Origin of the sequence: Thalassotalea piscium, assembly GCF_030295935.1 — a bacterium.
Classification (GTDB): Bacteria; Pseudomonadota; Gammaproteobacteria; order Enterobacterales; family Alteromonadaceae; genus Thalassotalea_B; species Thalassotalea_B piscium.
Genome location: NZ_AP027362.1, coordinates 1,124,979 through 1,150,034, shown reverse-complemented (window position 1 = coordinate 1,150,034; position 25,056 = coordinate 1,124,979). Strand labels below are relative to the sequence as shown.

The following is a 25,056-nucleotide window of genomic DNA, read 5'->3' as shown; positions in this document are numbered from 1 at the left end:
GTATTTTGAGTTTCACTAGCCTATACGATGAAGAAAGAGTAAAATACGCCTCTTTTTTATCTTCATCGAATAAATTTTAGGCACGTATAAAATGAGCAAGAAGTTATTTATCAAAACTTGGGGCTGCCAAATGAACGAGTATGACTCGCAGAAAATGGCTGAGCTTTTAGATTCCACCCATGGATTTGTATTGGCAGAAGAAGCTGAGGATGCAGATGTCATTTTACTCAATACCTGTTCTATTCGAGAAAAAGCCCAAGAAAAGGTTTTTCACCAACTTGGTCGATGGAAAAACCTCAAAGATAAGAAGCCCGGTCTATTAATTGGCGTTGGTGGCTGCGTTGCTTCTCAAGAAGGTGATGCTATACGTCAACGTGCACCATTTGTTGACATGGTTTTTGGTCCACAAACGTTACATCGTTTACCAGAAATGATTCAGCAAGTTACTGGCGATCATAATCCTGTTGTAGATGTGAGTTTTCCAGAAATTGAAAAATTTGACCGTCTGCCAGAACCCAAAGCCGATGGCGCAACTGCGTTTGTATCGATCATGGAAGGTTGTAGCAAATACTGTACTTTCTGTGTTGTACCCTATACGCGGGGTGAAGAAGTTAGCCGCCCTATGGACGATGTTTTATATGAAGTAGCGCAACTTGCAGAGCAAGGTGTTAGAGAAGTTAACTTACTAGGCCAGAACGTTAATGCTTACCGTGGTAAAATGCACGACGGTTCTATTTGCCGCTTTTCAGACCTTATTCGCTTAATCGCTACCATTGATGGCATTGACAGAATTCGCTATACGACATCTCACCCAGTTGAATTTACAGATGATATTATCGAAGTGTACAAAGATGTACCTGAATTAGTGAGTCACTTACATTTGCCCGTTCAAAGCGGCTCTGATCGTATCTTGGTACAAATGAAACGCGGCCATACTGCACTAGAATACAAATCACAAATACGTAAACTGCGCAAAGCTCGTCCAGAAATTTGTATGTCGTCTGATTTTATTATTGGTTTCCCTGGTGAGACTGATGAAGACTTTCAAGCAACGATGGATTTAATTCAAGCGGTAGACTTCGATTTAAGCTTCAGCTTTATTTATAGTGCTCGCCCTGGTACTCCAGCGGCAGACATTCCTGATGATGTTAGTGAAGCAACTAAAAAACAACGTTTACAATTGCTACAAGATCGTATCACACAGCAAGCGTTAAGAATTGCCAGACAAATGCTTAATACAGAGCAGCGTATATTAGTTGAAGGCCCTTCTAAGAAAAACCCAATGGAGCTCAGAGGTCGTACTGAAAACAACCGTATTGTTAACTTTGAAGCCTCTCCTTCAGTTATTGGGCAATTCGTTGACGTATTAATTACCGATGTTTACGCTAATTCATTACGTGGCACCTTAATTCGTACAGAAGCTGAAATGGGTTTAAGAATTGCACTTTCTCCCGCAGATATACTTGCTAATAATCATCATGCACCTTCTGATACAAAAGATAGTTTAGGTGTAGAAACTTTTATTCCGTAACAACATTGGATGGTAAATTGAGTAAAAATACCCAACAAAAAATTACGTTAGCCCCTATAGATAACAGCAGACAGGCTAACCTTTGTGGACCTATGGACGACAACCTAAAAACTATTGAAAGACGTTTGGGTGTTGAAATTAGTTACCGAGGCAATGAATTTAAAATCGTCGGGTTAAGCCATACCATTGCCGCTGCTGCGAAAATTTTGACAGAACTGTATGTGGAAACAGCAACAGTTAAAGGTGAAGCTCAATTAATTACCGACGAAATGGTTCACTTAGCCATTGTCAGTGCCAATGTACTTGAGCAAGAGCCAAGTAAAACTGACGTTGACTTTGATAAAATGCTAACGATAAAAACTAAACGAGGTGTCATTAAACCTCGTAATAAAAACCAACAAGCTTACGTACAAAACGTATTAACCAACGATATTAGTTTTGGTGTTGGTGTTGCAGGAACGGGTAAAACTTACCTTGCAGTTGCCTGTGCAGTAGATGCACTAGAGCGACAAGAAGTAAGACGTATTTTATTAACCCGCCCTGCTGTTGAAGCAGGTGAAAAACTTGGCTTTTTACCTGGTGATTTATCGCAAAAGATTGATCCTTATTTACGCCCTTTGTACGACGCATTATTTGAAATGCTCGGTTTTGAAAAAGTTGAAAAGCTAATTGAGCGAAACGTAATAGAAATAGCTCCACTTGCTTATATGAGGGGACGCACGCTTAACGACGCATTTATTATTTTAGACGAAAGTCAAAATACATCTGTTGAGCAAATGAAGATGTTTTTAACGCGTATTGGCTTTAATTCGACGGCAGTCATAACAGGAGATATTACCCAAGTTGACTTACCTCGTGGCCAAAAATCAGGTTTACGACATGCGATTGAAGTACTTGAAGATATTCCAGGTGTTAGCTTTAATTTTTTCCAATCAAAAGATGTTGTTCGCCACCCTGTCGTAGCTCGTATTGTTGAAGCTTATGAAGCATATGAGAAAAAAACAAACTTACTGAAGTCACAACAAAAACAGGAACATAAAGGCAAAAACAATGAGCATTGAGCTTGACCTTCAAATAGCTTCAACAGCAGAAAACTTACCGAGTGAAGCAGAGTTTTTAGCTTGGGTAACCTGCGCATTAAAGCAATACAAAAAGCCATTCGAACTTACAATTCGAATTGTCGATGTAGAGGAAAGCCAGCAACTTAATGCTCAATATCGCCAACAAGATAAACCCACTAATGTATTATCGTTTCCTTTTGAAGTACCAGAAGAGGTTGATCTTAACTTAATCGGTGATCTAGTTATTTGTGCAGGTATTGTTAATAAAGAAGCAATCGAACAAGGAAAAACAGATAAAGCACATTGGGCTCATATGGTTATACATGGTTGTCTACATCTACTTGGCTTTGATCACATTGATGATAATGATGCAAAAGAAATGGAAGCTTTAGAAATATCCTTACTTTCACAACTCAATATCAACGATCCATACGCTATCTATACGACATAGATCATAATTTATGAAAATTAAACTTGAAAATAGTTAATTTAGGTTTCACACTAAACAGCTATTGTTAAATAACAGGAAGATAAAAAGCTCTATGAGCGACGACAATCCTCACTCTAGTAACGGTTCTTCAAACAAATCTATTTTAAATAAAATTTTACAATTATTTAATGGAGAACCGCAAAATAAAGATGCTCTAGTTGAAGTATTAAACGATGCTGAAGACAGAGAATTAATCAACCCCGAAACTAAGCTCATGATAGAGGGCGTACTGACAGTTTCAGACATGCGCGTACGAGATATTATGATACCGCGCTCTCAAATAGTCACAATTGATATTACAGATCCTTTCGAAGAATCTTTACCGATTATTATTGACTCTGGTCATTCGAGGTTTCCTGTGATCAAGGAAGACTTAGATCATATTGAAGGAATATTACTCGCTAAAGATCTACTCGCGTATGGCTTTAATCAAAAAGATGAAGAGTTTTCGCTTGAACAAGTAATAAGACCAGCAATAATCATCCCTGAAAGTAAAAAGGTTGAACCATTATTAAAGGAATTTCGCTCTCAACGCTATCACATGGCAATTGTTGTTGATGAATACGGTGGAGTCTCTGGTGTAGTCACAATTGAAGATATATTAGAGTTGATTGTTGGTGAGATAGAAGATGAAACTGATGACGCTATCGAAGAATCAATTAAACCATTGGCGGGCAATGTTTATCAAGTTAAAGCACTGATTGAACTTCCAGACTTTAATGAATACTTTAGCTGTGGGCTTGATGAAGATGATGCAGATACACTCGGCGGCATTATTTTACACAAATTTGGCCATATGCCTAAAAAAGGTGAAGTTATTGAAGTTGATGGTTTCGAATTTAAAATATCTTCAGCCAATAATCGCAGAATTCAAGTGATTCAAGTAACCACGCCCAAAGATCATCAAATCTTAGGTAAGATCCTTGATAGATCTTAGTTTAAACTTACATAGCAAGTATTCATGTTATCTAACGTTAATTTAACTACTATAAAAACTTATGGGCAAAGCTTTATTTTAGGGCTTTGCCTATTGTTTGCTTACGCGCCTTTTTCACAGTGGTGGATAACCTTAGTTATATTTCCTTTATGGTTTTATAAACTAAAAAGTATTGCAGGTAAATCTGCATTTAACCACGGCTTTTACTTTGGACTTGGGTGGTTCCTTGCTGGTCTTAGTTGGGTTTATGTTTGTATAGATCGTTTTGGTGGCACACCTATTGTAGTGTCATTATTATTAATGTTAATGCTTGCTGCCTATTTGGCACTTTTTCCTGCCCTTGCTTGCTATCTAAGTGTTAAATTTAATACAAAACAACAACTAAATTTGTTCTTACTACCCATTACTTGGCTATTATGCGAATGGTTAAGAGCTAATTTATTGACGGGTTTTCCATGGCTTTCAATAGGTTACAGCCAAATAGATGGGCCTCTAGCTGCCCTTGCACCTATTATTGGGGAAATTGGTATAACCTTTGTAATAGTATTACTCAGTATATTAGTGGTCACATTATTACAGCCATTACAGCGTATTAAACCCGCTGCTGGAATAACGCTCATTTTTGCTTTAGTTTTATGGAGTAACACTCAACAATGGGGAATATTAACGGGTAAATCAATAAGCACGGCATTAGTACAAGGCAATGTTGAGCAAGAGCTCAAGTGGGAACAAGATCAGCAATGGCCAAGTATGATGAAATATTTAACCCTAACGAAAGAAAATTATGATGCAGACCTCATTATTTGGCCTGAATCAGCAATTACAGGAATAGAGCCTCTAGTTTCTACTCAAGAGTTTCTTGATATTGCTAATCGATCTGCGACGCTAAACAAAAGCACAATAATAACAGGGATCATCAATTATAACTTTGAATCTCGTGAATCTTACAATAGTTTAGTTGTATTAGGCTTAAAACATAAAGAGGATATGGAAGGGAGTTATTATTATAATAATAGTAATCGCTATTATAAAAATCATTTACTCCCCATTGGCGAATTTGTACCATTTGGAGACTTACTAAGACCACTTGCCCCCCTATTTAACTTGGCACAGTCTTCATTTTCACGCGGAGACTATATTCAAAGCAACATTGTTGCGCAAGGACTACATCTTTTACCACTAATTTGCTTTGAAATAGCCTTTCCCGAACAACTTGCCGCAAATTTTACCAATCAAACCGATATGATATTAACAGTAAGTAACGATGCTTGGTTTGGTGACTCCCACGGACCACATCAGCATTTAGAGATTGCACGTATGCGTGCTTTAGAGTTTGCTCGCCCAGTATTAAGAAGTACTAACAACGGTGTTACAGCGATTATCGACCACAACGGTAATATTCAACAACAATTACCGCAATTTCAACAACTTGTTTTAAAGGGTAAAGTAGATTTAGTCAGAGGAAGCACCCCGTACCAGAGTATTGCTCCTTACATAACTTGGTTGCTCATTGCCGCCTACCTCAGTGTATATATTATTTTCCATCTGCTCATAATCAAACGTCAAGATAACAAATAAAAGGTCGTATTTTCTAATCAATTACATGCTAATATTTAGTCCACCGTTAAATAAAAGCAACTAAAAATTATGACGTTCAACAAACTAATTCCGTTAATACCATTAGCTTTCATAGGGTCTGTATTTTCACAAACCACTATCATAAATAATGTTAAAGGTTACTCAATCAATAACAACAAGCTTCAAACATTCCATGCTATTCAATTTACTGACGATAAAATTGAAAAGATATACACCAAGGAAGAGCCACTGATAAATGATAGCCGTATTAGAGTAATTAACGGCCAAGGAAAAACAATGCTTCCTGGACTAATCGACTCTCACGGCCATGTTTTAGGTTACGGTTTAAGCTTACTTAACGCTGACTTAGTTAACACTGCAAGTGAGCAAGAAGCCGTAAGCCGTACCTTAGCGTATGCAAAAAAGAACCCGAATTTAGTGTGGGTGCATGGCCGAGGTTGGAACCAAGTTCAGTGGGAAAGTAACAGTTTTCCTACAGCTGCTAGCCTAGATAAGGTATTTCCTGATCAACCCGTTTGGTTAAAGCGTGTTGATGGGCATGCCGGTTGGGCTAACAGTAAAGCAATGAAATTAGCAGGTATCACTGCTAACACTCTTTCGCCGGATGGTGGCGAGATAATAAAAGATAAAAATGGTCAACCAACCGGCGTTTTTATTGATAATGCAATGGATTTGATTAACGCTGAAGTACCTGAATTAAATAAAGAACAACAAAAGTTTGCGCTTAAAAAAGCAATGGACAGTTTAGTGTCAATGGGGCTAACCAGCGTTCATGATGCAGGTATAGATAACAATAACATTGCACTATTTAAAGAATTAGCTCAAGAAAAAGCGATGCCAATTCGCATTAACGCAATGCTTTACCTACCATCAAACAATTGGCAAGAAACTTTAAAGGGTGGACATTACAAAAGCCAAAGCGATATGTTTGCACTTAATAGTGTAAAGATTCAAGCAGACGGTGCATTAGGCAGTAGAGGCGCAGCATTGATTGAAGATTACTCTGATCATTCAGGTCATAAAGGACTTTTACTTCACGATACAGAAAGCTTAACTCGCTATATAGAAACAGCCATGAATGCCGGCTTTCAAGTTAACACCCATGCTATCGGTGATAATGCCAACACAATCACGCTAGACTTATACGAAAAACTCATTAAAAAGACAAAAACAAAAGCATTACGCCATCGTATTGAACATGCTCAAATACTGCAGCTCTCAGATATTCCGCGTTTTAATCAATTGGGAGTAATAGCCGCTATGCAGGCTACACATGCCACTAGTGATAAAAATATGGCACAAGATAGAATAGGCGAGCAGCGAATTTTAGGTGCTTATGCGTGGCGTAAACTGTTAAATGCTAAAGCCATAATAGCAGCTGGTTCAGATTTTCCTGTAGAGTCTGCTAATCCATTTTTTGGCTTACATGCCTCTGTTACACGCCAAGATAAAGTAAATCTACCTGAAGGTGGTTGGTTTCCAGAAGAGAAAATGACACGTTTAGAGTCTCTCAAAAGCTTTACTATAGATGCTGCTTACTCGGGGCATCAAGAAAAAATAATTGGTAGTTTAGAAGCTGGCAAAAAAGCTGATTTTATTCTAATTGAAAACGACTACTTTACTATGCCAGAGCAAGATATTTGGAAAATTGAAGTATCTGATACTTGGGTAAATGGCCGACACGTCTATAGCAAATAACCTGTGTTGGAGATGTGCTTATGCGAACAAAATATGAGCATTGAATTAAAAAAGTGGAGGTTTGCGACTAGTAGATAAAGCTAATAGCCGCAAACTTAATTTAGATTAAATTGAAGCAAAAGCTGAACCTAAGCACATTAAGGCTGATCATTTATTCTAGCTCCATTTGGGTATAGCGTTGTTCTATTTCTACCTGCTTCTTTAGACATATATAAGGCAGCATCTGCGCATTCTATCCATGTTTCATAATTTGAAATAGATGGGTTAACCTCTGCAATACCCAATGATATCGTGTACTTTAAATCAATATCATTATATTTAACGACTGATTTTTCTATCGCTGACCTTAAACGTTCAGCAAACACCTTACCATTTTCTAGCGTAGTATCAGCCAGCAAAATTGCAAACTCCTCACCACCGTACCTTCCAGAAATATCAGTTTCACGCACATGTTTTCTGATCAACCCAGAAATATGACGAATAACCTCGTCACCGACCATATGACCGTAGGTATCGTTAACACTTTTAAAATGGTCTATATCTAACATCACTAAGCAGCTCGCATGCTGACTGCGCAACCAACGCTTATATTCTGCTTGTAAGCAAGTTTCCCAATGCGTGCGATTAAATAGTTTCGTTAGCCCGTCAGTTTGGCTTAAAATTGCGAGCTCTTTATTTGCTTTTTCTAACTCTTTTTTATGCACGGCCATATCGGTAACGTCATACACGATCAAGCATAAATGTGTGACTTCACCCGTAGCAGACATTAATGGGATGAACGTCGTATTCTGATACATAAAATCGGCCGTTCCAGTAATTGGTCGATAATTTTGAAAACGAAACAAGTACGAACGTTGCTCCCAAATGGTAAACGCTTTATTTTTTAATAAGAACACAGATTCCGCTTTTCTCACAAACCATTCCTGAGAAATTTCATCAAATAAGTCGAATAAAAACTTACCTTTAACTTCTCGTGGTAGCAAGCCGCTATGGTTTTCCATAAAACCATTCCAAATCTGAATATGATAATCTCTGTCTAATACAACTAAGCCCACATCAATAGTGTGCAGCATTTCCATTAGCCAATGTAACTCATTAATTTGTTCTGTTTCTAACGACATAATTAATCCAACAAATACGCTAATTTATTATTTAAAGTGTTCATTGACTCTTCAGTAAAAAGAAGCAATAAATCACACTTTATTGAGTAATTTTCTATACTATAGCTGATTTCAATTGCCAAGGTCCTCCGCCAACGGTTAGCATTAGAGGCAATAAGTTCTGATATTTTTCGATGTTGTCCAAGTACCACCGGATGCCCTTGGCTAAAAGACATATCCAGTTGTTCAGATACCCCACTTAAACAAGCACCTATTAATACATTGGCTAAGTCCATTAATAATTCTAGCTCAGCGCTTTCATCTACTTCGTACTGGTAGTTCATCAATGAAGCAATATCTTTAAAGCTAGAATCATTTAAAATTAATAACGCCTCACCAGAAACGCCAGCACCAATAAAGCCTTGGCAAATACCTGAAGTACTTTCATGTCGCTCAACTGCTGAAAGCGCCATGCTTAATTCACTTACTTCAATTAAGTTTACGTTTGGGATAGGTAGCACCACAAAAACATTTAATAATCGAGCTAATAAGTCTCCTGCACGCCCCATTGCAACATTTGCTATTTCTTGATAGCAATCTCTAATGTCATGATCGAGGTATTCTTGTTGCGGTTTTTTATTAATAGATTCTTCGGGCTTTTTTGCAGCAGCTTCAGTCAGCGGTTTTAATGTAATTTTTTCTGTAGGTTTAAGCGCTTCCACTTCACTGCTAGCTACAACATTATTTTCGTCGTGGGCAGTAGCTTTATAAATACCATAAGTCGCTAATATCTCGGTTAGCTTTTCCTTACTTACTGGCTTTTTTATAAAATCTAAAGCGCCTAAACTAGTAACTCTTTGATGGGCCTCGGGCTGAATATCGCCAGAAATAACAATAACTAATGTGGGTAAATCTTGAGCAACAATAGTTTCTAATACTTGATATCCATCCATTACCGGCATATTTAAATCAAGTAAAAGAACATCTCCCTTACCCGCTTTAATCGCTTCAATCCCTTCTGAGCCATTAGTAGCAAAACTGATATCGACATCCCAGCCATCAGGTAAAGAACGCGCTACTTGCTTGCGCGCCATATTTGAATCATCACAAATTAAAAGCGGAGTAGACATATTAAAACTTCTTTAAAACAATGTAAGTGAATGGGTGTAGTATAAAAATAAATTATTTTCCTTAATCATAACAATAGCTAAAATTTGAAATTAATCACTATTATATAGCATTTTTTTTTATTGAAGGGTAAGCTAAATCAATCAAATACGAATAAAGTACTATCTATGAATTTATCACAAATTGTCTGTATTGCATTACTTATTATTTACAATTCCGCAACTTTTGCTTCATCATTACTTAATGAAGAGCTGCCTCAAAGCAATAACCTAGTAAAAGCTGGTGACAAATATATCACCTTGCTTGGGTACCAAGTAAATGTAGGTGACGAAGCCCCTATGTTTAAAGTGGTTAATGAGAGCTTTGTTCCTGTTAACCTTTCAGACTACTCTGATAAAATTGTACTAATTTCAGCAGTCCCAAGTTTAGATACGGGCGTTTGTTCCATCCAAACCAAACGTTTTAATGAAGAAGTCGCCAACTTACCAAAAGATATTCAAATTTTGACGATTAGTAATGACCTACCCTTTGCACAAAAGCGTTTTTGTAAAGCTGAAAATATAGATAAAATAACCGTATTATCTGATAGTGTTTGGCGAGACTTTGCCACAAAGTATGGCATCCTGATCAAAGATATGGGTTTGCTAACTCGTTCTATTTTTATCATTGATACCTCAGGTAAAATTGCTTATAAAGAATTGGTACCAAACATTTCAGATCACCCTAACTATGAAATGGCTTTAGCGACTTTAAAAGCATTAAGCCCAGATCAAAAAATGGCGGGTGAGCCAAAAAATCACTAGAGAATAATTAGCACCTCCCCAGTTACTGAATTTAAATAAAGTATAATAACTTTAAATTCAGTAACTTAAATGAAAAGTGAGAAAAAATTCAACTTATTCCTTGAAACTTTCTAGTTCAATCCCATCTCTTATTATGTAGTCGCCCTAGAGGGATTACATTAACCGCCTGTTCTTTATGAAAGGCATTAAATTTACAGTATTAACTCTATTGTCGCACCCAATCATGGTTGGACAACTTTCAAAGTTATCACTGTATAAAAACTTTATATTGCTAAATAAATAGGATATGAATTATGCGTACAAATACAGATTTCAGCCCACTTTACCGCTCATTTATTGGTTTCGATCACTTAGCCAGTATGATGGACAAAGCCTCACGTGCTGATAAACAATCATCTTACCCCCCTTATAATATTGAATTGCTTGCCGACGACGAATATCGTATTACCATGGCATTAGCAGGCTTTGCTGAAAGCGAACTAGATATTGAGTCTAAAGATAATAATTTAATTGTTACCGGTACAAAAGCCGCTAATAAAGAACCAAGCGAACGAAAATTTTTACATCAAGGAATTGCAGAGCGAAGCTTTGAACGAAAATTTCAACTAGGTGACCATGTAAAAATAATTGGTGCCTTCATGGAGAATGGTTTGCTCCATATCGACTTAAAAAGAGAAATACCAGAAGCCTTAAAACCAAGAAAAATTGCAATTAATGGTAAAAGCTTATTAGAAGGAAAAAGTAAGTAATATTTTGAATTAATTTCTCTTCCCTAAGTGTTTTTTTTGCCCAACATATTGTTGGGCTTTTTTTTACCTACACTTTATCCTATTCGCTCAGCCATTTCTTTTAATACTAATTCTGCTTGATTTATTGGGCCCATGTGTCCTGCTTCAAGTTGGCATAAATAACCATTGGGCAAGGCATTAGCAATTTTTTCAGCCAGAAACTGGCTCAAATGTGGACTTTGTAAACCAGAGTATAGTGTTGCTTTGCAAGTAATAGCCGCTAAATCAGTTAGTTGATAGCTTTCTGAAATTAATCCTTTAAAGTCTAAATTAACCTTTTGCATGTCGGCTGCCATCATTGCCTGAAGCTTTGCCGGTAATTTATTAAAAAATCCTTTACTATTCCAAAAATCGGTAAATAATTGCGCTGCTTGCTCATTTGAAAGATCAGCAACTTTAAAAGCGAAGCTGTCTGCTTCTTCTCTTTCAGCAGAACCTTTAGTTAATAAATGAAAAGCAACTGGCTCATATAAAGACAAGCTTAATAATTGATTGGGTTGCTCCACCGCCAACTTAAGCGCGATAGCACCACCACAAGAGTGGCCAACTAGGTGGTAAGGTTGCTCAGCAATACAATGAGCTAATATTAACCGTATACGAGTTAACTCAACGTTAAAGTCGTAGTTAGCTTCATCAATTACTTTATCAGCATTACCATAACCTAAAATATCAATATTAATACACGTAAACTTATCTTTTAGGTGGTTAATAAGTGGTATCCATTGTTTCGCTGTACTTAAAGATGAATGTAAAAATACAATTGCAGGACCCTGCCCTGATATATAGACACCTTTGGGTAGTGTTGTCATTAGTTCTAGCTACTCCTGTTAAACCTTTTGGCTAATTAATTATGCATTATGAAACACCTGTTTGAATTGTCAAAACATAATCAAGTTTATCGCTATTTCCTGCACAACCTTGCTGATTCCACTATTTGCGATATGATAGGCAATTCCGAGTAAGCTATTTAAAAACTAAAATTATTCGTCCGAATAATATATACCATCTTACCTCGGACTTTATCATTAAAGTGAGCGTTTTGTACGTTACAAAAATAGGGATTAGTATGAATATTGATTTAACCAATAAGCGTGCCTTAGTTTGCGGCAGTAGCCAAGGCATAGGAAGAGCATGTGCAATTGAACTCGCACTTTTAGGCGCCAGTGTTACGCTTTTCGCTAGAAACAAAGAAAGCTTAGATAAAGTTATTGCGATTTTAGATACATCAAAAAGTCAGCAACATCAGGTATTAATTGCAGATTTTAATGAACCTGAAAAAGTAAGCTCGGTGATAAAAAACAATATAAAGAATAATGGTGGATATGAGATATTAATTAATAATACTGGAGGCCCTGCACCAGGACCTGCAAATACGGCAAGTGCAGTGAGTTTTATTGAAGCGTTTAACCTTCACTTAATCACTAACCACCACTTAGTACAAGCCGTAATTCCTTATATGAAAAAGCAAGGTTATGGTCGTATCATTAATGTAATTTCAACTTCAGTAAAACAACCTTTACCTGGTTTAGGTGTATCAAACACAATCAGAGGTGCGGTAGCAAGTTGGGCAAAAACACTTGCAAATGAACTAGGTGAGTTTGGTATTACGGTTAATAATGTACTACCAGGAGCAACAGCCACAGGTCGACTAGAAGCAATTATAGATGGCAAGGCAAAGAAGCAAAATATCTCTTTTGCTCAAGCTGCTGATAATGAAAAAGCACTTATCCCTATGCGCCGATTTGCAACGCCAGAAGAGTTTGCCTACGCTGCCGCTTTTTTAGCTTCACCTTCTGCAAGCTATATAACAGGTATCAATCTCCCTGTTGATGGCGGTAGAACTTCGTCTTTGTAGCTTATCAATAAAACTAAAACTTTAATTGAAATAAAAGTTGCGCAAGATCAGGCTGCCATTGAAATTCGGTAAGTTTGATTTTTGCGCCTATTACCACTACTTGCTCTTCTAGTAATAGCTCTTTTTGTTTTTCAAATAACTCACTACCCACAGGAAATGAAATTTTACCTTGCGAATTAATTACTCGATACCAAGGTACTTCATTATTATTCCACCCCTTAGTAGGGACAAGCCCTAACGATCTTCCCACTAACCTAGCTTTACCAGGTAAACCAGCTAAATCAGCGATTTGTCCATAGCTCGCCACTTTGCCTTTAGGGATCAACTGCACTGTTTGCCATATTTGCTGATAATGTTTATTCAATGAACTTCCCTAATAATATATCGCTATTTTATTATAACAGCGCTAATGTAAAGTATGAAAAATGCGCTAAGCTCAACAGTAAACTAGAGTGCGTTTATTTTTACTGTACATTTTTGCAGCGATTTATTTGGTGTTTATACAAGGCTGAACTTATGTAATGGGGTTGTTCCCCATAAAAAAGTGAAAACGCTGTAGAAAAACCAAAGAGACGCTGTCCTACGTATACGTTTAAACATGATTTACTTTCGTTGCCTACACGGAAGTAGGTACTTAGCGTGAGCAGGACGCGGAAGCTGTGCCTACACGGAAGTAGGTACTTAGCGTGAGCAGGACGCGGAAGCTGTGCCTACACGGAAGTAGGTGCTTAGCGTGAGCAGGACGCGGAAGCTGTCTAGCTCATTAATGTAGAATAACTACACTTTATTGGCTGCGCCTCAATTAAATCATGTTTAATTTGTACTCGAAAGATCAACACGCTCTAGTCATTATTGTAAAGGAAATATCATGTCCAAAACTAAAGTAAATGAAATTCCGCAAGAAGCCTTTAATTGGTACGACGAATATGCACATGGCGGCATGGATAGACGAGCCTTTATGGCAAAGCTAGGAACGCTGGTTGCAGTTGGCTACTCTTTGACTGTATTAACCTCAGCTTTACTACCTAACCTGAGTTCTGGATAAGCTAAGCACGTCAATGTCACGATTTTTGCGCGTATCTGCGTTGCCTGCATGGACGTAGGTACTTGGTTTTTGTCTGGAACTAAAAAACCGTTAATTTGCTACTAATAGCTCGCTATTAGGTACGCAAACTTGCCTTGATTCACTCAACACTTATAACATTGATATATAACTACATAAGCAAATACGATTTTTTATAATAAGCAATTGAAAAACATAACTTTATCGGTGTTGGTCGTACATCCGTTATCCAGAACTCAGGTTACCTAATTATACGCTAGCTGAGCAAGTGTCTTTTAACGATGATGATATAAAAGCGACTTATGCAACATTTAACTCCCCACAAGGACATGGCAAAGGAAGTGGGTACTTAGTTTCACCAACTAAACACATTAAAAATTTACCACTTGTATTAGTGATCCATGAAAATCGTGGGCTTAACCCTTATATTAAAGATGTAGCAAGGCGTTTAGCTAAAGCGGGTTACCTAGCATTTGCACCAGACGCACTATTTTCGATCGGGGGGTATCCAGGTAATGACGATGAAGGCAGGGCAATGCAAAAATCGTTAGATCCAGAGAAAATACAGCAAGATTTTATTGCTGCAGCCAAATTTCTTAAAACTCACCCTAAAGGAAATGGAAAACTCGGTGCAGTCGGTTTTTGTTTTGGTGATTACATTGTCAATTACCTTGCAGCCGTAGAGTCAGACTTAATAAGCGCAGGCGTACCTTTTTATGGTACACCTGCACTACAATTACTAAGAAAAAACATTAAAGCACCACTTTTAGTGCAACTCGCTGAGTTAGACGAGCGAGTAAACAATACATGGCACGATTATGAAAATGACCTCAAAAGCTTTAATGTTCCCTATCAAATGTACATTTACAAAAACGCAAAGCATGGCTTTCATAATGACTCTACCGCTCGATATGATAAAGCGAATGCTGAACTTGCTTGGCAACGTACAATAAGTTTTTTTTCTAAACATTTATCAAGCTGACTTTTAGGCTTAGAACATTACCAAGGTAAAATAGCACCATTTGAATGCCTAAAAACACCACTATCTTTCATTGATAGCTGATTAATAAGGGTGACTAAACGCTGACCACACTCATTTGCGCTAATATCACCACTATGATTAACCATATCAGTCTGTACATAACCTGGGTGGAATATACCGACAGCAATCTCATGAGGAGTAAGATCATTGGTAAGTGACACCGCAGCGGCATTCAATGCCGCTTTAGACATACGGTAACCATAACGTCCACCTGACGTATTATCAGTTATCGAGCCCATGCGTGAAGTGATCATAACAACTTTACCTTGTGCGGGAATTTGCTGGTAAAGTGCCTCTGCTATTAATAAAGGCGCGAGTGCATTAACTTCAAATTGTTCTCGTATAGTGTCAGAGTTGATATTACCTAATTGTTCGTCTCTTAAAATTCCAGCATTACAAATTAAGATATCAATAGTAACCCCTTTGAGCTCATCTTTTATTACCGACATTCCTTTAGGGCTAACAACATCGACTCCAGTTATTATATTAACCTTTAATGCATTTAACGCTTCTGAGCTGGTTCGGCATAATGCATATACATTATCACCTTGCTGCTGAAATAACGTTGTTAGCGCGAGGCCTATACCTCTATTAGCGCCAGTGATAACAATATTTTTCATGGTAAATCCTTTAATATCAGTTTCATTAATTAAGTGAGCTATTTTATACGCAGTGAAAACAGTCAAATACAAGGCATTTATTTTCATAACTAGTTGTTCAGGGCAATTATGCTCCAGCATTGCCCACATAAGCTACATCCTTGTAGCGATAATTATAAAATAAATAACGCAGTAGTTGACTGTGTTAGCCAGTAGAAATGTTCACATAGTTAGTGAGATTGGTATAAATTATTTCTATTGATAGAATTCGCAAAATTAAGCCATTAAAAAAGCCATCTTCGCGATGGCTTTTATTAATACAAATTGATTTGTAAATTGATTAGCCACCGCACTTTTTAGATTTCTCTTTTGCTTCGCCACATTTACCTTTCATCTCTTTCATTTTGGCTTCGCCGCACTTACCTTTGTGCGCTTTCATTTTAGCTTCGCCACACTTGCCTTCACCACATTTACCTTTCATCTCTTTCATTTTGGCTTCGCCGCACTTACCTTTGTGCGCTTTCATTTTGGCTTCGCCACACTTGCCTTCACCACATTTACCTTTCATCTCTTTCATTTTGGCTTCGCCGCACTTACCTTTGTGCGCTTTCATTTTAGCTTCGCCACACTTGCCTTCACCACATTTGCCTTTCATCTCTTTCATTTTGGCTTCGCCGCACTTACCTTTGTGCGCTTTCATTTTAGCTTCGCCACACTTGCCTTCACCACATTTACCTTTCATTTCTTTCATTTTGGCTTCGCCGCACTTACCTTTGTGCGCTTTCATTTTGGCTTCGCCACACTTGCCTTCACCACATTTGTCTTTCTGCTCTTGATCCACACTAACAATAACACCTTGTGATTCAAATGGGTTAGACTCAGCCTTCGCAAGATTGCTGACCACTGAAGAAAGAGCAAAAATGCTTAATAAAACAGCAAGTGAAGATTTTTTTATAATATTCATCATATTTCCTTTTTAATTTTAAATATAATCACTACTGAAATTAATAGCTATTTACATTGACCTTGATCTGCAGATATAAATTTCAAAAAATTTAAAAAACACACCTAGGGGATGATATAACTTTATGCCAAAGCGATTAATATGTCTAATAATAAAATGCTGTCAGTAAACAAAGTCGTGCTTGCGCCTATGGAAGGTGTAGCTGACGCAACAATGCGCGAAATTTTAACATCAATAAATTGTTACGACTTTTGTATTGCAGAATTTATTCGCGTAGTAGATAAGCTTGTTCCAACACATATATACCATAAAGTTTGCCCAGAGTTAGCCAACATAGGCTATACCAAAAGTAACACACCAATAAGAGTTCAACTCTTAGGGCAGCACCCTCAGTGGATGGCTGAAAATGCTATAAAAGCGATAGAATTGGGCTCTCATGGCATTGATATTAACTTTGGTTGCCCTGCTAAAACGGTTAATAAAAGTAAAGGTGGTGCTATTTTATTAAAAACCCCTGAAGATATTTATCAAATAGTGTTAGCTGTGAAACAAGCTTTACCTACAACAGCTACTGTCTCAGCAAAAATTCGACTTGGCTTTGATGATAATAACTTACTTGATGAAATCGTTAGTGCAGTAGTATCGGCAAATGCTAATCAGCTCACTATTCATGCCCGCACAAAGTCTGATGGTTACCGCCCTCCCGCCTACTGGCATTTAATTGGTGATATTAGTAAGAAATATCCGATTGAACTATTCGCTAATGGAGAGATTTGGACGAAAGAGAATGCGCTGCAATGCATGAAAGAGTCGGGCACTAAAAATTTAATGCTTGGCCGTGGCGCACTTGCGATGCCGAACTTGGCTAATGTCATTAAACTTAATCAACAGCAAATGACATGGCCACAATTGTGTGAACTAATTAAACACTTTGCTCAGTTAGAACTTAATGGAGATAAAAGCTTCTATTTTTCAAGCCGTGTAAAACAATGGCTACGGTATTTAAAGCTTATGTTTAATGAAGCTGATTGGTTATTTAATGATATTAAAACCCTAAAAAATAAGGAAGACATAATCCACGCGATTAATAATTTGCAGAAATAGAAGTTTCGTTATTTTACTTGGGCTAAATGAACTCCGTTAATTTCAAAAAGAAAAGGTTTAAAATAAATTAGATGCTTGCTTATATACGGGCTCGAATTGAGGAGCTACCTCTGGCCTCTGATGTTTTCGCACCTTCATGACTTTTCTGTTGGGTAGTCTTATAAACTTCAGACCCTAACAATTAATTATAAAAGATGAAGACATTGTAATAATTTAAATGCTAGTATAGCCGTCTAGACGTTCATAATGGTATTTACAAGTGATTAACGATTCAGAATTAAGGGCTCGATATAACGACAATAGCCGCGGTGTATACTTTATAGGAACAACACCACCAAAAAGTGATACCCCCCCAGAGTTAGTCGACGCAATTGCCGAAAAACTTTTACAACGCGTTAGTGATATCGACTTTGATGGCCTAATTGTTTATGACATTCAAGATGAAAACTCACGCACTAAAAAGCCGCGCCCGTTTCCATTTAAATCAACCCATGATCCACGTCATTATGCTGCGCTTCTCAACAAAAAATCTGAGAGACCCGTTATTACCTATAAAAGTGTAATACAGTCTAGTGCAGAAACATTTAACCATTGGGCAGACGAAGCTTGGCACAAATATGGTGTTCGCGACATTGTATTAGTTGGCAGCCCTTCAAAAAATAATAATGTTAAACTGCCTTTAGCAGATGCCTACAAAAGCTTAGTTAGTAATAACAATGATTTCTTTATTGGCGGTGTAACAATTGCTGAAAGGCATTCCAGTAAAGGTAACGAACATCAACGTTTAATTGAAAAACATTTACAAGGATGTAAGTTCTTTATATCTCAAGCTATTTACGATCCCCAAGCAACCATCGACTTATTAACCCGCTACGCCATTGAGTGTAAGAAACAAGGTTTAAAGCCCCAACGTATCATTTTAACTTTCTCTCCTTGTGGGAGTGATAAAACGTTAGCCTTTATTGAATGGTTAGGTGTTAATGTACCTGAAGCAACCACGCTTAGAATTTTAAATGCAGACAAGCCACTACTTGAGTCAATTCGTATTTGTCATAACAGCTTACACCAGATACTTGATGCCGTATTACCCTATAATTTGCCATTAGGGTTAAATATAGAAAGTTTAACAAATAGAAAAGAAGAAATAGACGGCTCAATCTTACTTTATAAACTTTTACGCTCTACAATGGATAATTATTTAGCAAAATTTGAGCTCAATAACTTGCTTAAATAAAGCAATAGCATTTATGCTTAGTCAATTATAATAAAAAAGGACTAAATGATGACTGGCACAACAATGGTAGTACTCATTGTATTTATATCTGTTGGCTTTGGAGTGATTTTTGATATGTATAAAAAACACTTAGAGTTTAAAGAGAGGACACTTAATCATAATAGCAAAATTGATGAAAGTAATATTACCTTAAAAAACCAAGTTAACTCTTTGGAAGAGCGCATAAAAGTACTAGAGAAAATTGTGACCGATGAAGGCTATAGCGTTCAACAAGAAATTAATAAGCTTTAAGAGAATCTAGCGTGAAATTAATCATGAAAACGGAGTTTGACGATCTCCGCTTAAATGACAACCATACCTACGAAACAGATCGTAATGGCGAGAAACAAGTTATTAAAATTTACTCTGACGAACAACTAATTGCCAAAAAAGTTACACTTAAAAAATCTGTACGTTACTTTGGTGCAAACAACTATCATCTATTTTTATCTCAACAACACTAAACTATAATTCTAGTTTATTCTAATAAAGGGATACCACTTGCTTACTTTTGTTTTTTTGTTGTCACAATATATCAGAACAAAACCCTCTTATGGTATACGTTAACTAGCAAAGGTAAGCAGAGTTTAAACAAGATTATTTGGTATAACACTTTTTGCATAAAAGCTCATGACCTAGCATTGAATTACGGCCTGCTAATGACATCACCCATGGCCTAGAAATAAACGGTGGAATATGTCTTACGTGTTGGTTATGGCCACATTTAAGAATCGCCACCCAATGATCTTCCTCATCTTTTTGATAACCTACAATTGCCTGTTTTATCATACTTAGCCTAAATAACCTGAATTCGAGATAAGTTAAGTAACCTTAGCTCGGGTTAAGAGATATGTTAATGCCCTGAAATTGCTAGATTTGTGGCTGTAGCCACTCACTAGCTTGATAGTTTTTCTTAATTCAAGGCAAGTTTGCGTACCTAATAGCGAGCTATTAGGTACCTGTGAAACGCTGAATTCTGCATCTTGAGGTGGCTTGGGTATAAACCAACATTAAAGACACTAATAACAAATGACATAATTCCCGACATTAATAATGCCATAAAAATGAAAAAACAATTTTGTGGTGTTTATTTGAGATCATTTATTTTACCTGTTTATGGTATTTAACTTTTGTGACGAATGTACCGTTTGTTATTTAATCGCTATATGAACCTCTATTTGCTCTCCGCTTGGGTAATATTCAAAATCAGTAGTATAAAGCCTTTCGTGTTTAGCTTTATCGCTAGTAAAATATTGCCAAACCTCAGTCCATGCATCTATAGCTATTTGAGGCATTTCACCTTTATAAGTAAATACAAGGTATTTACCACTTTCAATAGTTATTTGCTCTAGATTTGGAAGTTCGGGGAACGAAACACCATCAAAACCAGCTAGTACAGTAAATTTTCCAGTATGATCAGACTCATAATCAGAATAAACACCATACACTCTTTCACCATGTTTATAATCAACAGGCACGCTATTATCAAAAGTTTGCCATAAAGTTCCTATTTTACCTGTATTAGGGTTCATTTCGGTAACGTTATCAGTTCTTGTTGTTATCCCCGTGATAACTTTTTCGGCAACTTGTCTTATTTCCATTATATTTCCATCCATAAAGCAAAACTTGTAAAAACTAAAAAGCCAGTTAAAAAATTAACTGGCTTTTATTACTTAACAGCAGAGATAAATGCTACTGACTTTTAACTTCTGACAGACCGTTAAAAATAGCTTTATCACCTAAGTACTCTTCAATACGTAACAATTGGTTATATTTAGCAACACGATCAGAGCGGCATAAAGAGCCTGTTTTTATTTGCCCTGCTGCAGTGCCCACTGCTAAGTCGGCAATTGTAGCATCTTCAGTTTCACCACTGCGATGAGAGATTACTGCAGTAAAACCTGCATCTTTTGCCATTTTAATTGCAGCTAACGTCTCTGTTAGTGAACCAATTTGGTTAAATTTAATTAAAATTGAGTTACCAATGCCTTGCTCAATACCACGTGCTAAAATTTTTGTATTAGTTACAAATAAGTCATCACCTACAATTTGTACTTTATCGCCTAACAAGTCGGTCTGGTATTTAAAACCATCCCAATCAGATTCATCTAAGCCATCTTCAATTGAAACAATTGGGTATTCTTCACAAAGGCTAGCTAAAAAGTCAGAAAATTCGTTAGCGGTAAATTGCTTTCCTTCACCGGTAAGATCGTAAATACCTTTTTCAGCGTTATAAAACTCAGATGCAGCACAATCAAGTGCTAAAGTAACATCTTTACCTAATTCATAACCAGCTGCCGCTGTTGCTACTTTAATAACAGCCAATGCTTCCGCATTCGACGCTAAGTTTGGCGCGAAACCACCTTCATCACCAACGGCTGTACTCATCCCTTTTGAAGACAGTACTTTTTTCAGTGCATGAAAGATTTCAGCGCCCATACGCAGGGCCTCTTTAAAGCTTTTAGCACCAACAGGTTGAATCATAAACTCTTGAATATCAACATTATTATCGGCATGTTCACCACCGTTAATAATATTCATCATAGGTAGAGGTAAAGAATATTGGCCAGAGGTGCCATTTAAGTCTGCGATATGTTCAAATAATTGTACTTTCTTTTCCATTGCAGCTGCTTTTGCGTTTGCAAGAGAAACGGCAAGAATAGCATTAGCACCAAATTTTTCTTTATTTTCAGTGCCATCTAAATCAATCATTATTTGATCAATAGATGCTTGTTCTAATGAGTTTTTTCCAATTAATGCTGTGGCAATATCGTTATTTATAGCTGCAACGGCTTTTAACACGCCCTTACCTAAATAACGCGCTTTATCACCATCTCGTAGCTCTAGTGCTTCACGCGAACCAGTTGACGCTCCTGAAGGAGAAGCTGCACGGCCCCAAGCACCTGTCTCTAAATAAACATCGGCTTCAACGGTAGGATTACCGCGAGAGTCCATTATTTCACGTGCAATTATTTTACTAATATTCGCCATTATTCTTCCTCGAATTAATGTTCATAGCGCTGATGAACAACATATTTTATATAATCTTGGTTACACCAAGGCGTAAAAAAATAAAACCGCGACAATGCCACGGTTTTTAAATCTATTATTAGCTAGACTTCTTTCTCTGCTCTGCATAAGTAGCAGCAATAAAGCTCTCAAATAATGGGTGTCCATCGCGTGGAGTTGAATTAAACTCTGGATGAAACTGCCCCGCAATAAACCATGGGTGATCAGGTATTTCAATGACCTCAACTAATGATTTATCGGTAGATAAACCTGAAAATACTAAGCCAGCCTGACTTAATTGATCTCGGTAGTTATTATTTACCTCATAACGGTGACGGTGTCTTTCAAAAATTGTTTCACTGCCATATACGTCATAAACCTTGGTACCTTTCACAAGGTGGCACAACTGAGAGCCTAAACGCATAGTGCCCCCTAGATCAGATTTTTCACAGCGATATTCCACTTTACCTTGCTCATCTAACCATTCATTAATTAAACCAACTACAGGGTAAGCAGTTTGCGTATCAAATTCGGTACTATGTGCATTAGTTAAACCGGCGACATTACGCGCATATTCAATTAATGCTACTTGCATTCCTAAACAGATACCTAGATAAGGTATTTTGTTTTCACGGGCATATTTTACTGCGGTAATTTTACCTTCAACACCTCGTTCACCAAACCCACCAGGCACTAATATAGCGTCAACATCTTTAAACATATCAAGCCCTTTAGATTCAACATCTTGAGAGTCTATATACTTAATTTTAACTGCGACTTGGTTCTTAATACCTGCATGTTTCAATGCTTCGTTAACAGACTTATAAGCATCAGGTAATTCAATATATTTACCCACCATACCAATAACTACTTCACCCACTGAATTAGCTTCTTGATATAGTACCTTTTCCCACTCACTTAAATCAGCCTCAGGTAAGTCAAGACCAAAACGCTTACACACAATTTCGTCGGTGCCTTGTGATTTTAAAATGGCAGGAATTTTGTAAATACTGTCAACATCACGCAGTGCGACAACCGCACGCTCTTCAACATTAGTAAATAATGCGATTTTAGCTTTTTCATTTGCTGGAATAGTTACTTCACTGCGGCACACCAAAATATCAGGAAATATACCAATAGAACGCAACTCTTTTACTGAATGCTGCGTTGGTTTTGTTTTTATTTCACCTGAAGTTGCTAGGTAAGGCACTAAAGTTAAGTGCATAAACATTGCTCGTTCGCGCCCTAGCTCTGTGCCTAATTGGCGAATAGCTTCTAAGAATGGTTGCGATTCAATATCTCCTACCGTACCGCCAATTTCAACCATGGCAACGTCAAAGCCTTCAGCTCCTTCAAATACCCTACGTTTTATATCATTAGTGATATGAGGAATAACTTGAATAGTAGCACCTAAAAACTCACCTCTGCGCTCACGCGCTAAAATATCTTGGTAAATACGGCCAGTGGTAAAGTTATTACGCTTGGTCATTTTGGTGCGAATAAAACGCTCGTAATGACCTAAATCAAGATCGGTTTCAGCACCATCTTCAGTAACAAATACTTCACCATGTTGAATAGGGCTCATTGTCCCTGGGTCTACATTGATATAAGGGTCTAGTTTAAGCATGGTTACTTTTAAACCACGCGCTTCAAGAATTGCAGCTAAAGAGGCAGCAGCAATGCCTTTACCAAGAGATGAAACTACACCACCCGTTACAAATATATATCTAGTTGTCATGCGATACCCAGAGTCAGGAAAAACAGAATTTTGCGCCAAATTCGTAAAAGTTTGAGACAAACTAACGATTCTGACAGGACGGGAAAGCATTATACTTAAAACCCTTGAATACGACAATACAGATCTTGCTTTCTCTTGCTTAAAAATAGTTCAAAGTGAAAAAATCACGCTTGTATTGGTAAAATTACTAAAAAAAGTTAACATTATTAGCGCCTATACTTACAAAGAATGTCTATGACCACAAAGTTAACTAATATACTCAATGCTATTGACCGCATGAATGAACAAGATCCAAATACCACTATAGTTGATTCTATTGCCCAACCTAAAGAGTTACTCTATGGGCATTATATGAGTGAATGTTTAGCTAAACATTGGCCCGATGCAGGTGAATATTTACAAATTGCAGCACGGGCACAACATATTAAACGTTGGCACCTTAAACGCACTGCATTCTCTGAGGGTAGACAAGGATATTTAACATGGCGTAAGGCGTTAGGCATGTTTCATGCGCAAACAACTAAAGAGCTAATGATCGAATATGATTATAGTGACCTAGAAGCTGAAGCTACAGCGAGTATCATTAGAAAAGAGCACTTAAAAACAAATCATCAAAGTCAAACGTTGGAAGATGTCGCTTGTTTAGTATTCTTACAACACTATTTTAACGAATTTGCCGCTAAACATAGTGAAGAAAAAATTATCCGAATTTTACAACGAACCTGGAAGAAAATGTCTGAGCAAGGGCGTAAAATTGCGTTATCACTAAACCTCCCTTCACACTTAGCCAACTTAGTTGAAAAAGCATTAAATGAAGATAGTTAACCTAAGTTCGGGTTAATGGGCTTTATAATGATCTAGTTTTAATGACAATAATTAAGTGTGGGAGAACAATAGAGGTTAGAACTTTTTTCTCTTGCATGCCCTATTTATCGGTCATGCCAAAATAGTAAGGAAACAATAAAGTTTAAAACATTATAAAACCCCATGCTCTTTGATAAGCTAAGTAGTTATACCAGTTTCATTAATTAAGTGATCTATTTTATACGCAGTTAAAATAGTCAAATACAAAGCATTTATTTTAATAACTAGTTGTTCTAATTATAAAATAAATAACGCAGTAGTTGATTATTTTAACCAGTAGAAATGAATACATAGTTAGTGAGATTGGTATTACAATAAAGATTGAAACATTAATGTTTGATGGCTCAGGTATGGAGAGGCTTGTAATGTGTTCTAGGCTCAAAGTTAACGTTCAATAATTAAATATCTAC

25 protein-coding genes and 1 pseudogene are annotated in these 25,056 nt (G+C 37.1%); 16 read left to right on the top strand and 10 right to left on the bottom strand.

Annotated features, from left to right (window positions below; genetic code table 11):
• Positions 1-91 precede the first annotated feature (91 nt).
• From miaB to QUD79_RS04855, 6 genes are all read left to right on the top strand, one after another.
• The gene (gene miaB / locus QUD79_RS04880) at positions 92-1,531 is read left to right on the top strand and encodes a tRNA (N6-isopentenyl adenosine(37)-C2)-methylthiotransferase MiaB (protein ID WP_184424991.1); all 1,440 of its coding nucleotides are present in this window, start codon (positions 92-94) and stop codon (positions 1,529-1,531) included.
• Positions 1,532-1,548: 17 nt separating this feature from the next.
• Positions 1,549-2,592, top strand: coding sequence for a PhoH family protein (locus QUD79_RS04875; RefSeq protein ID WP_221435221.1), 1,044 nt, complete (start codon positions 1,549-1,551; stop codon positions 2,590-2,592).
• On the top strand, positions 2,582-3,043 hold the full coding sequence (gene ybeY, locus QUD79_RS04870) for an rRNA maturation RNase YbeY (protein WP_184424993.1): 462 nt from the start codon (positions 2,582-2,584) through the stop codon (positions 3,041-3,043). Before QUD79_RS04875 ends, ybeY begins: the two co-directional genes overlap by 11 nt.
• Positions 3,044-3,134: 91 nt before the next feature.
• On the top strand, positions 3,135-4,019 hold the full coding sequence (locus tag QUD79_RS04865) for a CorC family transporter (RefSeq protein ID WP_184424995.1): 885 nt from the start codon (positions 3,135-3,137) through the stop codon (positions 4,017-4,019).
• A 24-nt stretch (positions 4,020-4,043) separates the two neighbouring features.
• Positions 4,044-5,597: an apolipoprotein N-acyltransferase gene (lnt, locus tag QUD79_RS04860; protein WP_184424998.1), complete on the top strand. Its 1,554-nt coding sequence runs from the start codon at positions 4,044-4,046 to the stop codon at positions 5,595-5,597.
• Positions 5,598-5,666: 69 nt separating this feature from the next.
• Positions 5,667-7,316: an amidohydrolase gene (locus QUD79_RS04855; RefSeq protein WP_184425000.1), complete on the top strand. Its 1,650-nt coding sequence runs from the start codon at positions 5,667-5,669 to the stop codon at positions 7,314-7,316.
• A 137-nt stretch (positions 7,317-7,453) separates the two neighbouring features.
• Here QUD79_RS04855 and QUD79_RS04850 read toward each other — a convergent pair whose 3' ends face one another.
• Both QUD79_RS04850 and QUD79_RS04845 read right to left on the bottom strand, forming a co-directional pair.
• Complete coding sequence (locus QUD79_RS04850; protein WP_184425002.1) at positions 7,454-8,437, bottom strand: GGDEF domain-containing protein; 984 nt, start codon at positions 8,435-8,437, stop codon at positions 7,454-7,456.
• 2 nt (positions 8,438-8,439) lie between these two features.
• Positions 8,440-9,546 (bottom strand): response regulator, encoded by a 1,107-nt coding sequence (locus QUD79_RS04845; protein WP_184425004.1) that lies wholly within the window; start codon positions 9,544-9,546, stop codon positions 8,440-8,442.
• Positions 9,547-9,711: 165 nt separating this feature from the next.
• Here QUD79_RS04845 and tpx point away from each other — a divergent pair, with 165 nt between their 5' ends.
• Both tpx and QUD79_RS04835 read left to right on the top strand, forming a co-directional pair.
• Entirely contained in the window at positions 9,712-10,347 is a 636-nt protein-coding gene (gene tpx / locus QUD79_RS04840) for a thiol peroxidase (RefSeq protein ID WP_184425006.1), read from the top strand.
• Positions 10,348-10,640: 293 nt separating this feature from the next.
• Positions 10,641-11,096: an Hsp20 family protein gene (locus tag QUD79_RS04835; RefSeq protein ID WP_184425008.1), complete on the top strand. Its 456-nt coding sequence runs from the start codon at positions 10,641-10,643 to the stop codon at positions 11,094-11,096.
• 74 nt (positions 11,097-11,170) lie between these two features.
• Here QUD79_RS04835 and QUD79_RS04830 read toward each other — a convergent pair whose 3' ends face one another.
• Positions 11,171-11,944, bottom strand: a complete 774-nt coding sequence (locus tag QUD79_RS04830) for an alpha/beta fold hydrolase (RefSeq protein ID WP_184425010.1) — start codon at positions 11,942-11,944, stop codon at positions 11,171-11,173.
• A gap of 257 nt (positions 11,945-12,201) precedes the next feature.
• On the opposite strand from QUD79_RS04830, the gene QUD79_RS04825 reads away from it, so the two are divergent.
• A complete protein-coding gene (locus QUD79_RS04825; RefSeq protein ID WP_184425012.1) occupies positions 12,202-12,990 on the top strand; it encodes an SDR family oxidoreductase in 789 nt (262 codons plus the stop codon).
• A gap of 13 nt (positions 12,991-13,003) precedes the next feature.
• On the opposite strand, the gene QUD79_RS04820 is transcribed toward QUD79_RS04825, so the two are convergent.
• Entirely contained in the window at positions 13,004-13,354 is a 351-nt protein-coding gene (locus QUD79_RS04820; protein ID WP_184425014.1) for an MGMT family protein, read from the bottom strand.
• Positions 13,355-13,858: 504 nt separating this feature from the next.
• Here QUD79_RS04820 and QUD79_RS04815 point away from each other — a divergent pair.
• Positions 13,859-14,035 carry a hypothetical protein gene (locus QUD79_RS04815; RefSeq protein WP_221435222.1) on the top strand — a complete coding sequence of 59 codons (177 nt, stop codon included), beginning with the start codon at positions 13,859-13,861 and terminating at the stop codon, positions 14,033-14,035.
• A 259-nt stretch (positions 14,036-14,294) separates the two neighbouring features.
• Positions 14,295-15,035: pseudogene (locus tag QUD79_RS04810) on the top strand (dienelactone hydrolase family protein); the annotation flags it as partial.
• A 17-nt stretch (positions 15,036-15,052) separates the two neighbouring features.
• Here the strand turns inward: QUD79_RS04810 and QUD79_RS04805 are convergent.
• Together QUD79_RS04805 and QUD79_RS04800 are read right to left on the bottom strand one after the other, a co-directional pair.
• Complete coding sequence (locus tag QUD79_RS04805) at positions 15,053-15,715, bottom strand: SDR family oxidoreductase (protein WP_184425016.1); 663 nt, start codon at positions 15,713-15,715, stop codon at positions 15,053-15,055.
• Between the two features lie 319 nt (positions 15,716-16,034).
• A complete protein-coding gene (locus QUD79_RS04800; protein ID WP_350226575.1) occupies positions 16,035-16,661 on the bottom strand; it encodes an HvfA family oxazolone/thioamide-modified RiPP metallophore in 627 nt (208 codons plus the stop codon).
• Positions 16,662-16,799: 138 nt separating this feature from the next.
• Between QUD79_RS04800 and QUD79_RS04795 the strand changes: the two genes are divergently transcribed.
• The 4 genes from QUD79_RS04795 to QUD79_RS04780 all read left to right on the top strand — a co-directional run bounded on the left by QUD79_RS04795 (position 16,800) and on the right by QUD79_RS04780 (position 19,499).
• Positions 16,800-17,762, top strand: a complete 963-nt coding sequence (locus QUD79_RS04795; protein WP_246454918.1) for a tRNA-dihydrouridine synthase — start codon at positions 16,800-16,802, stop codon at positions 17,760-17,762.
• A gap of 259 nt (positions 17,763-18,021) precedes the next feature.
• Complete coding sequence (locus QUD79_RS04790) at positions 18,022-18,996, top strand: methylenetetrahydrofolate reductase (RefSeq protein ID WP_184423736.1); 975 nt, start codon at positions 18,022-18,024, stop codon at positions 18,994-18,996.
• 48 nt (positions 18,997-19,044) lie between these two features.
• On the top strand, positions 19,045-19,287 hold the full coding sequence (locus QUD79_RS04785) for a hypothetical protein (protein WP_184423834.1): 243 nt from the start codon (positions 19,045-19,047) through the stop codon (positions 19,285-19,287).
• A 23-nt stretch (positions 19,288-19,310) separates the two neighbouring features.
• Positions 19,311-19,499: a hypothetical protein gene (locus QUD79_RS04780; protein WP_221435161.1), complete on the top strand. Its 189-nt coding sequence runs from the start codon at positions 19,311-19,313 to the stop codon at positions 19,497-19,499.
• A 133-nt stretch (positions 19,500-19,632) separates the two neighbouring features.
• On the opposite strand, the gene QUD79_RS04775 is transcribed toward QUD79_RS04780, so the two are convergent.
• The 4 genes from QUD79_RS04775 to pyrG form a co-directional block, all read right to left on the bottom strand.
• Positions 19,633-19,824, bottom strand: coding sequence for a DUF3565 domain-containing protein (locus tag QUD79_RS04775; protein WP_221435162.1), 192 nt, complete (start codon positions 19,822-19,824; stop codon positions 19,633-19,635).
• A gap of 362 nt (positions 19,825-20,186) precedes the next feature.
• Entirely contained in the window at positions 20,187-20,636 is a 450-nt protein-coding gene (locus tag QUD79_RS04765; RefSeq protein ID WP_184423738.1) for a GyrI-like domain-containing protein, read from the bottom strand.
• A 91-nt stretch (positions 20,637-20,727) separates the two neighbouring features.
• Positions 20,728-22,026, bottom strand: a complete 1,299-nt coding sequence (gene eno, locus QUD79_RS04760) for a phosphopyruvate hydratase (RefSeq protein ID WP_184423739.1) — start codon at positions 22,024-22,026, stop codon at positions 20,728-20,730.
• A gap of 118 nt (positions 22,027-22,144) precedes the next feature.
• Positions 22,145-23,782 carry a CTP synthase gene (gene pyrG / locus QUD79_RS04755; protein WP_184423740.1) on the bottom strand — a complete coding sequence of 546 codons (1,638 nt, stop codon included), beginning with the start codon at positions 23,780-23,782 and terminating at the stop codon, positions 22,145-22,147.
• A 234-nt stretch (positions 23,783-24,016) separates the two neighbouring features.
• Here pyrG and QUD79_RS04750 point away from each other — a divergent pair, with 234 nt between their 5' ends.
• Positions 24,017-24,607 carry a DUF4202 domain-containing protein gene (locus QUD79_RS04750; protein ID WP_184423741.1) on the top strand — a complete coding sequence of 197 codons (591 nt, stop codon included), beginning with the start codon at positions 24,017-24,019 and terminating at the stop codon, positions 24,605-24,607.
• Positions 24,608-25,056 lie beyond the last annotated feature (449 nt).